Origin of the sequence: Enterococcus sp. DIV0756 (assembly GCF_051710745.1) — a bacterium.
Lineage (GTDB): Bacteria > Bacillota > Bacilli > Lactobacillales > Enterococcaceae > Enterococcus_A.
The window spans coordinates 2,783,413-2,798,140 of record NZ_JBIOLF010000001.1 but is presented as its reverse complement, the minus strand read 5'-3'; the positions used below and the strand labels follow the sequence as shown (position 1 = coordinate 2,798,140).

The window sequence follows — 14,728 nt, the reverse complement described above, 5'->3', positions numbered from 1 at the left end:
AATAAGAAGTGTTTAAGAGTGGATAAGTATCTTTTTTTGATACTTAAGCAAATGAAATGTTTAACATATGCCTGAAAATCTTGTATCGTAATATGTGTAGAATAACTCATGTTACTTAAAAATAAAAAGCAGAAGGGTGTATGTTAAAATGATTAAATTATATTCGTCAGCAAGTTGTACGTCATGTAGGAAAGCCAAAGCATGGTTGAAAGAAAACGGACTTGAATTTGAAGAAAGAAACATCATGTCTGATCCATTAACAAAGGATGAAATCATAGAAATTCTTTCGATGACTGAAACAGGAACGGATGAAATTATTTCAACACGCTCAAAGGTTTATGAAAAACTAGATGTCGATTTCAATGACTTATCTTTAAATGAGTTGGTTGATATTATCGAAAAACATCCAAGTTTGTTGAGACGTCCACTGGTTTTTGATGAAAGCAAATTCCAAGTAGGCTATAACGAGGATGAAATTCATCAGTTCATTCCACGAGAAGTCCGCAGAGTAACATCTAAAAAAATGTCTAGAATTTTACTTTATATGGATTTGCAAAAAGAAAGTCTTGCTTAAAGACATCATATAGATAAATCCCCATCCCGTTCTCATGTTGGTAGGAACAGGATGGGGATTATTTTGCGAGTTAGGCTTTTCGCAGTGTATTGAATATGAAACTAGATATGACTCTTAACAAACTAATGAACAAGCCGTTTAGCCTAATCGTATGCGTACGAAACTAAGAGTCATTTTCCGCGTTTTTTGGAAAATGATAACCGTTCAACTGAGCTAGCCGCGAGTCAAGTTTTTTACAGTTTTCGTATGCATAAGAAAATTTCTTTTTAAACTAAGAGCTAGGTGTTTGGCGAATCAAGTAATCAAAGGCACCGAGAGCGGCAGTTGCTCCAGAACCCATGGAAATGATAATTTGCTTGTAGGCACTGTCTGTACAATCGCCTGCGGCAAAAATGCCTTCGACATTGGTTGCGCCATGTTTGTCTACGAGAATCTCGCCACGATCACTTAAAGCGACGGTGTCGGATAACCATTCCGTATTCGGCATCAAACCGATTAAGATAAAGACGCCTTCAACATTCAGAGTATGCTCTTCATTGGTTAGGCGATCGGTATACGTTAATGCTTCGACATGGGAAGAACCCGTGATTTCTTTTGTGGCTGCATTGGTAATCACAGTCACATTAGACAATGAATACAGTTTTTCTTGAAGCACTTGGTCAGCTTTTAGTTCAGGAAGAAATTCCAAGACATAAATATGTTTAGCCAAACCAGCTAGATCAATCGCTGCTTCGATCCCAGAATTTCCGCCACCAATAACCACTACTTCTTTGTCTTTAAACAAAGGTCCGTCACAGTGGGGACAATAAGCGATTCCTTTGTTTTTGAATTCTTTTTCACCAGGAACATTGATGGCACGCCAGCGTGCACCGGTTGAAAGAATCGCAGTCTTCGCAGTTAATTGTGCTCCGTTCTCCAATTCAACTTCGATCAACTCATTTTTCTGAATCGATTTGGCACGTTGTCCCTTCATAATGTCCACATGATACTGCTTCACGTGTTCTTCTACTTGACGCATTAGTTGCGGGCCTTCCACGTAAGGCGTGCCGATGACATTTTCGATCCCTAATGTTTCTAGGACCTGACCACCAAAAGTCTCCACGACCATTCCCGTTTTAATCCCTTTACGAGCAGCGTAAATTGCCGAACTTGCACCAGCAGGACCGCCGCCGATCACTAGAACATCAAAGGTCTCCTTGTCGGCGAATTCATCTGCGCTCAACGGACCGCTGACTTTTTCAATGATTTGTTCGATCGTCATCCGGCCACTGTCGAATTCTTCGTCGTTTAGAAAGACTGTCGGCACTGCCATGACTTCTTTTGCGTCAACTTCTGCTTGATACATGCCGCCTTCAATCATGGTGTGAGAAATTTTCGGATTTAACACGGATAGGATGTTCAAGGCTTGAACGACATCAGGACAGTTATGACAGGTTAAGCTGACATACGTCTCAAACGTTAATTCTCGATCAATCGATTGAATTTGCTGAATCAATGCTTCATCGATCTTCGGTGCACGACCGCTCACTTGCAACAAAGCTAGAATGAATGATGTAAATTCGTGCCCCATTGGCAAACCGGCAAATATAATCCCGCTGGCATCTGCGCCCACCTGATTGATCTCAAAGCTTGGCGTACGCTTTAAATTCTTGGTTTCGATCAAAATCTTATCATCCATCGCTGCGACTTCAGTCAAGAAATCTTCTACTTTTTTCGAATTTTCAGAGTCATCCAAACTTGCTGAAAAAACGATCTTCGATTCCAATAGCGCTAAATATTGCTTTAGTTGTTCTTTCGTTTCATTATCTAACATAAGAACCCCTTAAATCTTGCCGACTAAGTCGAAACTTGGTTTCAACGTTTCGCCGTCTTCTTTCCATTTCGCAGGACAAACTTCACCTGGATGGGTGCGAACATATTGGGCAGCACGAATTTTGTCGATCAAGCTGCTGGCATCACGGCCGATGCCATCCGCGTTGATTTCCATTGCTTGAACAATCCCGTCAGGATCAATAATGAAGGTTCCCCGTTGTGCTAATCCAGCTTCTTCATCTAATACATCAAAAATACGTGAGATATGATGAGAAGGGTCGCCGATCATGGTGTAGTTGATCTTACCGATGGCATCTGATGTGTCGTGCCATGCTTTGTGCGTGAAATGAGTATCTGTTGAGCAAGAATACACCTCAACACCTAATTCTTGTAATTTTTCATATTGATCTTGCAAATCTTCCAGTTCAGTTGGACAAACAAAGGTAAAATCTGCTGGATAAAAACAAACGACGGACCATTTGCCTTGTAGTACTTCTTCAGAAACCTCGATAAATTTTCCTTGACGATAGGCTTGTGCTTGGAATGCTTCCACTTGTTTCCCGATTAATGACATAATGTACCCTCCTGTTTAATAGTGAGAAAATATTCTCGTAATTGATAAAAGAAAATCCAAGAAATCTGAAATCGATCCTCTTTTATTTAAAATAATTATAAACAAAAATCAATTCCATTGTAAATGCTTTTTTTGCAAATTCCCGAAACTATTTACCCAAAAAAGATAAATAGTATTGGAAAAACGAATTATTCAAGCTGATGTGCGTGAACTAAACGATAGTTAGAAGATTTCGGAAAGCGATTGTGTTTTTAGGTGAAACGCATCATAATTGAGAAAAAGAGAAGTGGGTGAGAAAATGAAGCGGGTACTTTGTTTTCTTTCGTTGGTGATTTTCGGATTGTTCTGGTGTGGCACAGTCCGCGGAGAAAACATCTATGTAGAGGATCAAGCAAATGTTTTGTCTTCTGAAACGAAAGAGGAAGTCTATCAGTATAATCAAGCATATAAAAGATTAAAGCTGCGGCCTCAAATGGCAGTCGTGACGTTGGAAGAGTTGCCAGAGGGGCAAACAATCGAAAGCTACGCCAACGAAAAATTTAATCAGTTAGGCATCGGGGATAAAGAGCATGATTCTGGTGTCCTGTATGTACTGTCGGTAAATGATCGGAAACAACGGATCGAAGTAGGGTATGGACTGGAAGGGGATATCCCAGATGCCTTAGCGATGGACCTCATGACAGAAGAGGCGAAGGGTTATTTTCGAGAGGAAAATTACGATGCGGGAGTCAAACTAGTTGTAAGCAATATTAATCAGGTTCTACTAGGAAGTAAGACGATCAAAGATTTTGAACCAGGATTCTTTGAAACGCATTTTGCGGGTAAAAGTCCATGGGATATCATCCGAAATTACGCACTTCCAGTGATAATTGTCTTAGTGATTCTGTATGTCTTTTTAGAACCGCCAATACGTAAAATGGCTATCTATTTGAACGCTCGCCGAGAGTTTGCAAATGAGTTAAAAAAGGATTTAAAAAAAGACGATCCGAGATTTCAACGCTATTCGGTTAGAAAAATGATTCATAGTAAAGAACCGGAAGTATTGATTGCTAGAGGGAAAATTGTGAAACGCTATAAGCGGCTAAAAAATAAAAAACCACGTTACTACCATTTCTACTATGCTTTTGGAACCTTGAAGCTCAAGGATCTATTTGTAAAGAAAAAGAAAGAGATGAAACAATACTCCGTCTATTATCATCACAAGGATCTCTGGAATAAAGGCGGCTCCAGAGACGACAGATATGACAGAGACAGCTCCTCAGGTGGCGGCGATTCGTTTGGTGGGGGCAGCTCTGGAGGTGGCGGAGCTAGTTCAGATTGGTAGAACTGTTGAGAAATTCTTCTCAGCAGTTTTTTTCATTTAGACAGTCTTTTTTCAGACAAAAAGAACATAGATAATCGCTTACTTTAAAAATTTTCCGATTCAATAATTATTCTTATTTTATTGACTGTTTTAGGAGCTATTATTTGTAAAGTGAAAATAATCATAGGATAATGTGGATGAAATTCATCTAGTTCCTAAAAAAACGGGTATTGGATAATTAGAAAATTTGAAAAGTAGGGATATTATGAAAAAATGGGTAAGTACCATCATGTTGCTCAGCCTGTTTGGAAGTTTTGCATCACCAATTATTGCGAGCGCTGCAGAGACCACTGAGAGTTCCTCTAACACTTCGGCAAGTGGAACTTCAACTATCAGTACGATGTCTAATGATCCACAACAAACGGTAACGACAGAATCCGCACCGATACCTGAAAAAACGGAGCAGACAATAGATAAAAAGAATTCTTTAGTGTTTGATAAAGCTAGTGAATTTATTGACAAAGAGAACACAGAAAATTCAACAGAATTAACGTTAATAGGAAAAATTACTAGTTCAATTGAAAATAATCAACCGATTACTTTCGAAATGACAAAATCCTTTACATTAAAAGACAGAAAGAATGAAGAAAAGGTCATTTTGGCGGACAATGGAGAAACAATCGGGGACTATACGATTGATCCAACAGGTGATCGAACAAAAATCACGCTTCAATTTAATAAGCTAGTAAAAGGAGAAAATCGTTTTAAACTGGTCTTAGTAGGTTCGATTACTCGAGGACCGGATAAAACCCTTGAGTTCTATCAAGAAAATCACGCTTTTTTTCAATTAGCGTTACCGGAAAGTCCCAAGGATAATGAGGATTCAAGTTCCGCTGATAATGAAACGGCCATGACGGCAGAGTCTAGTACAACTAGCAAGACGGGGTCAACGACGAGCCATACGGATACGACTGAAACGGATCGTTCGAAGTCCACAACTGAAAGCAAAGAACCGAATAAAAAGAAACCAGCAATCGCAGCACAAGCAGAGGAGCCAGAAGAGCCCAGAGCTGCTGGTCCGATCGATGATCTATTCGCACAGTATGCACCTGGCGATAATTTTGTCAAAGATATCCAGCTGAACTTTACGCCTAATCCGCCAACGATTAATTCAACCGTTAACTTTAATTTGGATTTCGCGATTCCAGATTCTGTAAGAACCGAAATGGTACCTGGAGATTATTATGAAATGGATTTTCCCCAAGGGTTAGCACTCATACAAACTGCTCATCGTGGAAATTTAGCCGATGATGAAGGAAATATATACGGGACCTATGTTTTTGACGCGAAGACAAAGAAGTTGAGAATCACGTTCACACAACAAGATGGACAGGCATTTGTGCCAGCTGACAGAGGGTCTGTTTCGGCGGATGTTCGTTTTGATCAGGAATTAATCAAGCTACCAGGGAAGACAACGATCGTTTACCCTAGTAAAACGAATATTCCCCCTTTGACCATCAATATTAAACCGACCGGTGGCACTTCGATTAGTAAAGCAGGACAAACGGATTCTGCCAATAATCCAAACAAAGTAATCTGGCAGGTTGATTTCAACAAAGATTTTTCTGAGTTAAAGAACCCTCAAATTAAGGAGAGTTTTCCTTCTCAGGTGAGCTTTAATCAAGAGGAAGTGGGTGCGGTTGCCGTTTATCCGTTGAATCTTGATCTAAAAGGAAACGTAATTGGAACGGGGCAAACACCGCTTGATCCAAAGGATTATACCGTTTCAGCGGATGGATCGATTCAATTCAATACGACGATCGATCGTCCGTATCGTGTGGTTTACAATACAACGATCAAGGATTCGGCAAAGCCAGTAAACGGTGGAAAAGTAACGATTGTAAATAATGCGAATCTAGTTACGGATACGGTCAATTTGAAAGCTTCTGCATCAGTAGATTTGAATTACAAAAAAGCTTTAGAAAAGGTTCAAACGGGCTATGATCGGGTTGGACAAGTATATAGCTGGCTAATACGTTACAATTACGGTCAAAAAGAACTAGTAAACGATAAAGTCATTTTCGATACGTATTCAAGCAATATGGACGTTGATCCGGATAGTTTTACTATCAACAAGGTGAACTTTGACAGTAAGGGAAATCCAGTTAATGGGGCACCGGTAGATCCTGATGACTATACGATTGACACAACGAGTAATCCATTTACCGTAACGTTCAAGAACAATGTCCAAGCAGGACAGGCAATGAATATTGCTTATAAAACGAAAGTAAATAAAATCGTAACTGGAACCTCTAATAACCAAGTAACAGTCACGAACCAAGCACAAACAACGAACTTACCACCGACCACTCAAGTACACACGAATCCTGTTCAGCAGGTCGTCATCAAAAATCGACCAACCATTGACGTTGGAACAAAGAGTGCCCACTATACTGTTGATATCAATAAGAATAAGTATGAGATGGAGAATGCTTCCTTTACAGATGAGATGACGTATACGAATGAGGGCTATGTCAGCTTCCCTTCAAAAGTCAAAACACCGAATGGGGAAAAAGATGGCGGCATTGTCCTTCGAGATGTGACTGCTGGAAACAAACTGTTAACTGGCGCAGTCCAAATTGTAAATGTCAAAGGGGATCCAGAAATTACAATTGGTACCCCTTCGGATGCAGATTATCTTGTGATTATCCATCTTAACGAAGAGCAAACGGGCTATACAAGCTTTGATGTGAAGTTCCAAAATGATTACGCAAAAACGAGTGATCAATTTAAAATGGAATACTACGTAAACTACAATCAGTTTAATGAAGGAGAAGCCAATCCGAACGCAAGCATTGATTATAAAAATACGATAAAGGCTAGCTTTACTAACAATAATAAACCGTATGATTCCTCCAGCAGTACGGACTTTAAAACAAGTACCCAAGAAGTCAACCAAGGAATGAAATCAGGAAGCTATGATCCAGTGACAAAAGAAATTACTTGGACGGTCATCGCCAATTATAACAATTTGGAAGTTTCTTCTTTTGATTTCAAAGATCCTATTACAGGAAATCAGGTGTACGAACCGGATTCCTTAACAGTGACACGAGGGACGGTTAATGCTAGAGGGAATTTTCAGCCGGCCTCTGGTACTACCTACGGTGGGAATCAAGTAGGAAAAAGCTATTTGAAGATCAGCAATCCGGAAGCGACAGGCGAAGAGGATCAAGGGACGTTGGCGCTGCAAGTGGGTTCGGATAATGACCGGATACCTGGCTGGGATACTGGCGGCACACCGATGGTTTTCCGCTTCCAATTTAAGACATCCTTGCAAGGAAAAATTGTTTACGATCAATCTACTTATAGCAATACAGCGATCATTGACATTACCGGCATTCAACAAGAGTTATCTGCGAAAGTAGCGATCGCTTTTGGTGGACAATCGGCTTTGAAGGAAGGCGGTTATGATCAACAGACGGGTTTAATCAATTGGCGGGTGAATATTAATCCGAATCAATCACTATTAGCGAATGTGAAACTTGAAGACAATCCTAGTTCTAATCAACGGATTCAAAAGAACAGCTTCAAGTTGTATACAGGAAAATACGCTGGTTCGGGATCATCAACCACGGTTCAGCCGGATCAGTTAGTGCCAAGTGATCAATACACGATCAGAATAACTGTTGATCCAGCAACGGGACAGGAAAGTTTTGACCTTGATATGGCTGGGATCAAAGAAAAAACGGATCCGAATAATGCCGGTCAGTATTTGACAGGTGTCATTGAAAAACCTTATGTATTAATGTATGATACGGAACCTGTTTTTTCATCAAAGACAGAAAATGTGACAAATAATGCGACGATTACTAGCGAAGGGAAAGAATTGCCCGGGAAAGAGACTCAGAAAAATGTCACTGTGACAATTAACGAATCAAATGGTACTGCCTATGGAACAAAAGGGAAGATTGACATTCAAAAGCTCGATGGTCATGGGGGCGTCGTGCCAGGCGCTGAACTGCAATTGTTGCGTAAGAATATGGAAACGAATAAGACGGATATACTTTATCAAGCAATGACAGATAGTCGAGGAACGATCACATTTGGCAATCTAATTGCGACTAGCTCGGTATATGAATATTTTGTCAAAGAAATTGGTGCCCCTGATGGCTATACGATTCCTCAAGATTTGCTGGAAGGCAAAAGAGTCTATGCGGATACCAGCAACAATCCACCAGTGACTAAAATCGAGAACACACCAATCAAAGTAAGCTTTAATAAAACGAATGCCGCCGGGAAAATCATTGCGGGTGGCTTATTCAATCTTTATCAAAATAGTGGCACTCAGGAAGCACCTAATTACACCTTAGTAAAGAGTTTTACACCAACGGACCAAGGAGCGGACTTATCGGGCCTTGGCGATGGACAATACCGGATTCAAGAAGTGATAGCACCAGAAGGCTATCAACTCAATCAAACATTGATAGAGTTTGAAGTAAGGCAGAACGAAGATAGCACCCGAAACGTTTATGTGAACGATAAGATCGTCTCAGATGGTGTGTTAGAGATGAAAGACTATCAAGGATCAGCCGTTCTGAAGAAGACCGATGAAGCAGGCAATGATCTCGCCGGAGCACAGTTCAATCTACAGCGTGCGGAATTGAATGCGAGTGAGTATAGTGACTACGGGGATCAAAGTACCTACGTTACAAATAGCAATGGACAATTGAACCTAAATCAGCTAGCACCAGGAAAATACAAATTGAAAGAAAGTAAAGCGCCAGAAGGCTACTATTTAAATAGTAGGGAATTTACTTTTGTCGTTGATCCCATATCGAATGGCAACCAAGCGCCAACAACGATTCGACTAAATAATGGCGATGCGTTGATTGATTATCAAGGGTCGGCTCGTTTCAAAAAAGTCGATGGCCATGAGTTTGCTGCTGGAAAAGAAACGCCTTTATCCGGCGCACGTTTCCAACTATATACTGCCGATGGCAAAACTGCGATTGGCGATACAGTTACTTCAGATACGAATGGGTATGTTACCTTTAACCATCTAGCTCCAGGAACGACCTATGCAATCAAGGAGACACAAGCGCCAGACGATTATCTGACGAACGAGCAAGTGATTCGCTTTACAACGCCAGTCTCTGATAATCAAGGTGGGGACGCTGTTACCATTGATCGTGAAGCTCAGAAGCTAGTAGTAGATGAGAAGACACCGATCAAGAACTACAAAGAAGGCGTTCGTTTCCAAAAGGTGGATGCCAATGGCAACGGCTTAGGCGGAGCGAAATATCAATTGTTGCGTCAACGCGATGGACAGTGGCAACCGATAACGGAGACAATCAATGGTGCGGGGGGCGACGGCCTATTCACTTCGGATACGTTAGATGGCAATGTCCGTGCCTTTGAGCTAGCGCCAGGCAGCTACAAGTTTGTCGAAAAAACAGCGCCAAACGGGTATCTCTTGAATACGAAGGAGATTCCATTTGTTGTTCAACAGCAAGCGGAAAGTGATCCGGAAGTGTTAGATATTCCGATCACTGGGGATGCGAATGTTAATTATAAAGGCTCCGCTCGTTTGTACAAAGAAGCGGAAAATACTTCGGATGATGGTTTCAGTAAGTTATCTGGTGCTGCCTTCGATGTTTATACCGATGCTGCGACACCGGAGAAAGTGACACCAGAAAGTCTCAAGACAGATGCTGATGGCAATGTCACGATTGATGGCTTAGCACCCGGTAACTATTATTTCCAAGAAGTTTCAAACGACAAGAAATACTTAGTGAATACACAAAAAATCAAGTTCACGATTCCAGATAGTGCAGCTGGAAAACCAGCAGTGGTGACAACGAATGATCAAACAACACCTGGTGGGAAGCTGACTCTGAGAAATTATCTAGGCGCTGTCGCCTTAACAAAAGTTGATAACGACGGTCAGGCATTACGAGGCGCAGAATTTACTGTATATAATAGTAGCAATCAAGCCGTTGGAACAGGCATTTCGGGATCAGATGGCAAAGTGACGATCCAAAAGTTGGCACCCGGCGACTATACGATCAAAGAAACCAAAGCGCCAACCAACTATTTGATCAATGATCAAGCAATCCGTTTTACCATTCCGGATTCAGCGGAAGGGCAACCACAAACGGTCACGATCACTGAACCCTTCAAAGACTATCAAGGATCCGTCAAATTGATCAAGACCGATGCCAATAATCAGCCATTAGCAGGTGCGAAATTCCAGTTACTAGACAGTGAAAACCATCCTGTAAATGGAAAAACGGTCACTTCAACGACCAAAGGGGAAGTTCTTTTCGATAATCTAGCACCAGGCGACTATACCTTTAAGGAAGTCGAAGCCCCATCAAGCTATTTATTGAATACAACGACCGTCCCTGTGACTGTAGAAAAAAATGCCAATGGACAGCCTGCAGTCGTAACGGTCAAGGATCACTTTATCAATTACCAAGGAACCGCTCAGTTAACGAAGACAGACGGTGAAGGTGACGCGCTACAAGGGGCGAAATTTAAAGTCATTGATGAGCAAGGAAAAGATGTCGCTGGCAAAACAGCAACCTCCGATAAAAATGGTCTTGTTCGAGTGACTGGATTAGCCCCTGGTAATTATCAATTCGCGGAAACAGAAGCACCTGATAAAGGTGCTGATGGGAAATACATCATGACCAGTGAAAAGTTAGCCTTTGAGATTCCAGCAGAAAGCAAGGGTGAACCAGCAATCGTTAAAATTGCTGACAATGTTGCGAATTATCGCGGCACCATCCGTCTGCACAAAGTTGGAAATGAGATCACTGACGATTCGAAAATGATTGATTTAGCTGGCGCAGAATTCACGCTGTATACCAAGGCTGATTTCAGTGACAGCAATCCGAAAAAAGTCAGCTCGAAAAGTAATGGAATCGTCGAATTCAAAGACCTGGCCCCTGGGACGTACTACGTGAAGGAAAGCCAAGCACCAAATGGGTATTTGTTAAATACGTTCCCAGTGACCTTCGTCATTCCAGAACGTGTACCAGCAACGATGCCGATGACAGATGAGCAAAATCATACGAATAGAATCGAGGATGGCGCCTATATTGTTGACGGTGGTGATTTCCAAAATGGCAGAAAAGAAATCGATTTGAAGAAGCGCGATGGAGAGACTTCTGGAAATCTGGACTTCTCTCAAGTGACTTTCGCCTTGTATTTTGATGATGGCTCAGTAGATGGAAAACTGGTTAAAGCTGATTTGAAGCCAGAATCAAATGGGACGATTAATGTTAGCAACCTAGCATTAGAAGATGGCAGCTACAAATTGATCGAAACACAAACAGCGCCAAATTACGTCATTAGCAGTCAACCCGTTTATTTTGTCGTAAACAACCAGCAAGCCAGTGGAATCACTTTAGACTTGGCAAACTATCAAGCAGCTATTAAAGGGAGAAAAGTTAGCGACAATAAGCCGCTTTCCGGAGCTGAATATGAACTCGTTAGAGCTGCGAAGCCAGATGAACCGATCAAAACCACTGATAAAGAGGGCGTTGAGCAAACGCTCATCAAAACCGATAGCGAGGGTGAATTTTACGCCAAAGGATTAGGCGCTGGCGACTATATCTTAAAGGAAACAAAAGCACCTGTAGGCTATATTCGCGACACGACCGAGCATAAATTTACGATCTATCCGCAAAATGCTAAACCGGCAACAGTAGATCTTGGTGATTTTGAAAATTACCGAGGAACTGCGAAGGTAACGAAGAAAGCTGAGTCTGGGAAATTATTAGCAGGCGCCGTTTTTGATGTTCAAACCAGTGCTGGAAAAGCCGTACAGAAGGAGTTGAAGACCGATGAAAATGGTGAGGTGACAGTGAAAGGTCTCGAACCAGGTGATTATCAATTCATCGAAACGAAAGCTCCAAATGGGTACCTGATCAATACAACACCGATACCATTTACGATTGCTCCAACATCGGCAGGAAAACCAGCTGTAGTGAATGCGAATGACAATTTTGTAAACTATCAAGGATCAGCCCGGTTCCGTAAAACGGATGGAACCAATCACCCATTAGCAGGTGCAGCGTTCGAAGTACGTGATCAAGAAGATCAGCGGGTTGGCGAAACGATTTATTCCGATCAGGACGGCTTCGTGACAGCCAATGGCTTGGCCCCTGGAGCGTACAAATTTGTTGAAACAAAAGCCCCAGAAGGCTATTTAATTAACACGACAGAGATTCCATTTACCATTCAAAAAGCAGCCGCGGACAAACCAGCAGTAGTCAATGCACTGAAGGACGCTGACTTTATTGATTATAAAGGCTCTGCGATTTTGACCAAAGCGAATATGGCGGGCGACAAATTGGAAGGGGCCATCTTCCATGTGGTAAATGAAGCGGGTGAACAGGTAGGCGATCCGATAACAAGTAATGCGGATGGCGCGGTCATTGCCAATGAGTTGGCCCCAGGAAATTATCGCTTTGTAGAAGTGACGGCTCCAGACGGCTATCTGATCAATAACGATCCGATACCATTTGAGATTCCAGTAAACGCAAAGGGCAAACCAACGCAAGTAAAAGCCAATGACGGGAAAGACTTTATCAACTATCAAGGGTCCGTTGAAATGAAAAAAGTGGCCTTTAACCGTTCGGAAGAGGCGCAAGGTTTGGCAGGCGCGGTCTTTGATGTCCAAGATAAAGCAGGAAAGACGCTGCTTGAAGGGAAACCGACAGCATCAGACGGGCTCGTTCACTTTGATGGCTTAGCTCCTGGCGAGTACAATCTCGTTGAGCTCAAAGCGCCAGATGGCTACTTAGTGAATCGTACAAAAGTTCCATTCACGATTCCTGATCAAGCATCCGGTGAGCCAAAAGCGATTCAAGCCAATGATGGAGCCCCCTTCACTAATTACCAAGGGACCTTCCAGTTAACGAAGCAAAATGAAGCTGGGAATCCTTTGAAGGGTGTCGAATTTGATCTATTTAAGGCAGACTCAGAGACTCCGATTAAAAAAGGAACCACGGATGCAAACGGCGTGATGACGTTAACAGGCTTAGCTCCTGGCGACTATCACTTAATAGAGCGTTATTCTCCAGGCTATATCGTGAATCAAACACCGATCACCTTCACGATTAGCGATGCTGCTGAGGGACAGCCAGAGGTTGTTCTGCCGGAGAAACCAGTGATCAACTATCAAGGCGCCGCTCAGTTGATGAAAACCGATGAAAATAATCGGCCATTGAAGGATGCAGAATTTGTCGTTCTTGATGCAGAAGGCAAACAGGTTGGGCCAACGATCAAGTCCAATGCAGCAGGCGAAGTATTGGCGACTAATTTAGCTCCTGGCGACTATGTATTTAAGGAAATCAACGCACCGAAAGGGTATCTTATCAATACGACAGAGGTACCATTTACAATAGCCAAATCAACTAAAGACGGCAAACAAACGGTCAGACTTGATGAGCCATTAGTAAACTACCAAGGTTCTGCGAAACTGGTCAAAACCGACGAGTCTGGAAAAGTATTATCAAACGCGATCTTTGAATTGCAAACGAGTGAAGGAAAAGTCCTTTCGAAGGATTTGAAGACGAATGCTGAAGGAGAGATCGTGGTCGAACATTTGGCCCCTGGTCAGTATCAGTTCGTGGAAACGAAGGCACCTACCGGCTATATCGTCAACACAGCACCAGTTCCTTTCGCTATCAGGGATAAAGCGAAAGGTCAGCCCAAAGTAGTTACAGCGAGTGAAAAGGTCATTAACTATCAAGGAAAAGTCGTATTAACCAAAGTCGATGCAGAAAATGCAGGGAAGCATTTAGCAAATGCCGAATTCCAGCTATTAGATCGTCATCACAACATCTTGCATAAGAACCTTCAGACGGATGATGAAGGAAAATTAACGGTGACGAAGCTTGCACCGGGAACGTATTTCTTTAAAGAAACGAAAGCGCCAATTGGCTACCAACGATCAGAAAAGCTTGTTGAATTTACGATTGCGGCGACACATAGCGGCAAACCAACTCAAGTGGATGTCGTGGTCAAGAATGAAGCAGTACCGGATCACCCCAATCGACCAAGTCGTCCGAATACGCCTGGACAAGGCTATTATCCGAAAACAGGTGAGGATAAAGGAATGACACTGATCATTATCGGCGCGATCGTTATTCTTATTGTAATCGGGATCACTTATATCCGACGGAAGAAATAAAAAAATAGGTTAGAACGAACTGTAGACAACACACAAGCGCGTGTTGTCTACAGTTCGTTTTGTTTAGAAAGAGCGTAATGAGAGCGATTAAAAGAAAGGAAGAACCCAATTGTGTCAAAAAGATTTCAACTGTGACAAAAATAAATGAATCGATTATTTATAGAGATGAATCAGATTCATCAATCATTGATTTAGTGAAAATAATAGTGAATGGACCTACAAATTAATCATGAAATATAAAATTACCTTTATTTCTTTTAT

General features: G+C 41.9%; 5 protein-coding genes. 3 read left to right on the top strand and 2 right to left on the bottom strand.

Annotation, left to right across the window (positions count from 1 at the left end; genetic code table 11):
• The first annotated feature begins 148 nt into the window (after positions 1–148).
• On the top strand, positions 149–574 hold the full coding sequence (spx, locus tag IGI44_RS13540) for a transcriptional regulator Spx (RefSeq protein ID WP_438788257.1): 426 nt from the start codon (positions 149–151) through the stop codon (positions 572–574).
• Between the two features lie 271 nt (positions 575–845).
• Here spx and ahpF read toward each other — a convergent pair whose 3' ends face one another.
• Positions 846–2,387, bottom strand: coding sequence for an alkyl hydroperoxide reductase subunit F (ahpF, locus tag IGI44_RS13535; protein ID WP_438788256.1), 1,542 nt, complete (start codon positions 2,385–2,387; stop codon positions 846–848).
• 9 nt (positions 2,388–2,396) lie between these two features.
• A complete protein-coding gene (ahpC, locus tag IGI44_RS13530) occupies positions 2,397–2,960 on the bottom strand; it encodes an alkyl hydroperoxide reductase subunit C (RefSeq protein WP_216407792.1) in 564 nt (187 codons plus the stop codon).
• A gap of 298 nt (positions 2,961–3,258) precedes the next feature.
• Between ahpC and IGI44_RS13525 the strand changes: the two genes are divergently transcribed.
• Both IGI44_RS13525 and IGI44_RS13520 read left to right on the top strand, forming a co-directional pair.
• A complete protein-coding gene (locus IGI44_RS13525) occupies positions 3,259–4,284 on the top strand; it encodes a TPM domain-containing protein (protein ID WP_438788255.1) in 1,026 nt (341 codons plus the stop codon).
• A gap of 244 nt (positions 4,285–4,528) precedes the next feature.
• A complete protein-coding gene (locus tag IGI44_RS13520) occupies positions 4,529–14,467 on the top strand; it encodes a SpaA isopeptide-forming pilin-related protein (RefSeq protein WP_438788254.1) in 9,939 nt (3,312 codons plus the stop codon).
• The last annotated feature ends 261 nt before the right edge of the window (positions 14,468–14,728 follow it).

What these genes read in the sequence shown, in the direction of transcription:
- ahpC (WP_216407792.1), bottom strand. Translation starts at nt 2,960, where the DNA reads ATGTCATTAATCGGGAAACAAGTGGAAGCATTCCAAGCACAAGCCTAT.
- IGI44_RS13520 (WP_438788254.1), top strand. Translation starts at nt 4,529, where the DNA reads ATGAAAAAATGGGTAAGTACCATCATGTTGCTCAGCCTGTTTGGAAGT.
- spx (WP_438788257.1), top strand. Translation starts at nt 149, where the DNA reads ATGATTAAATTATATTCGTCAGCAAGTTGTACGTCATGTAGGAAAGCC.
- IGI44_RS13525 (WP_438788255.1), top strand. Translation starts at nt 3,259, where the DNA reads ATGAAGCGGGTACTTTGTTTTCTTTCGTTGGTGATTTTCGGATTGTTC.
- ahpF (WP_438788256.1), bottom strand. Translation starts at nt 2,387, where the DNA reads ATGTTAGATAATGAAACGAAAGAACAACTAAAGCAATATTTAGCGCTA.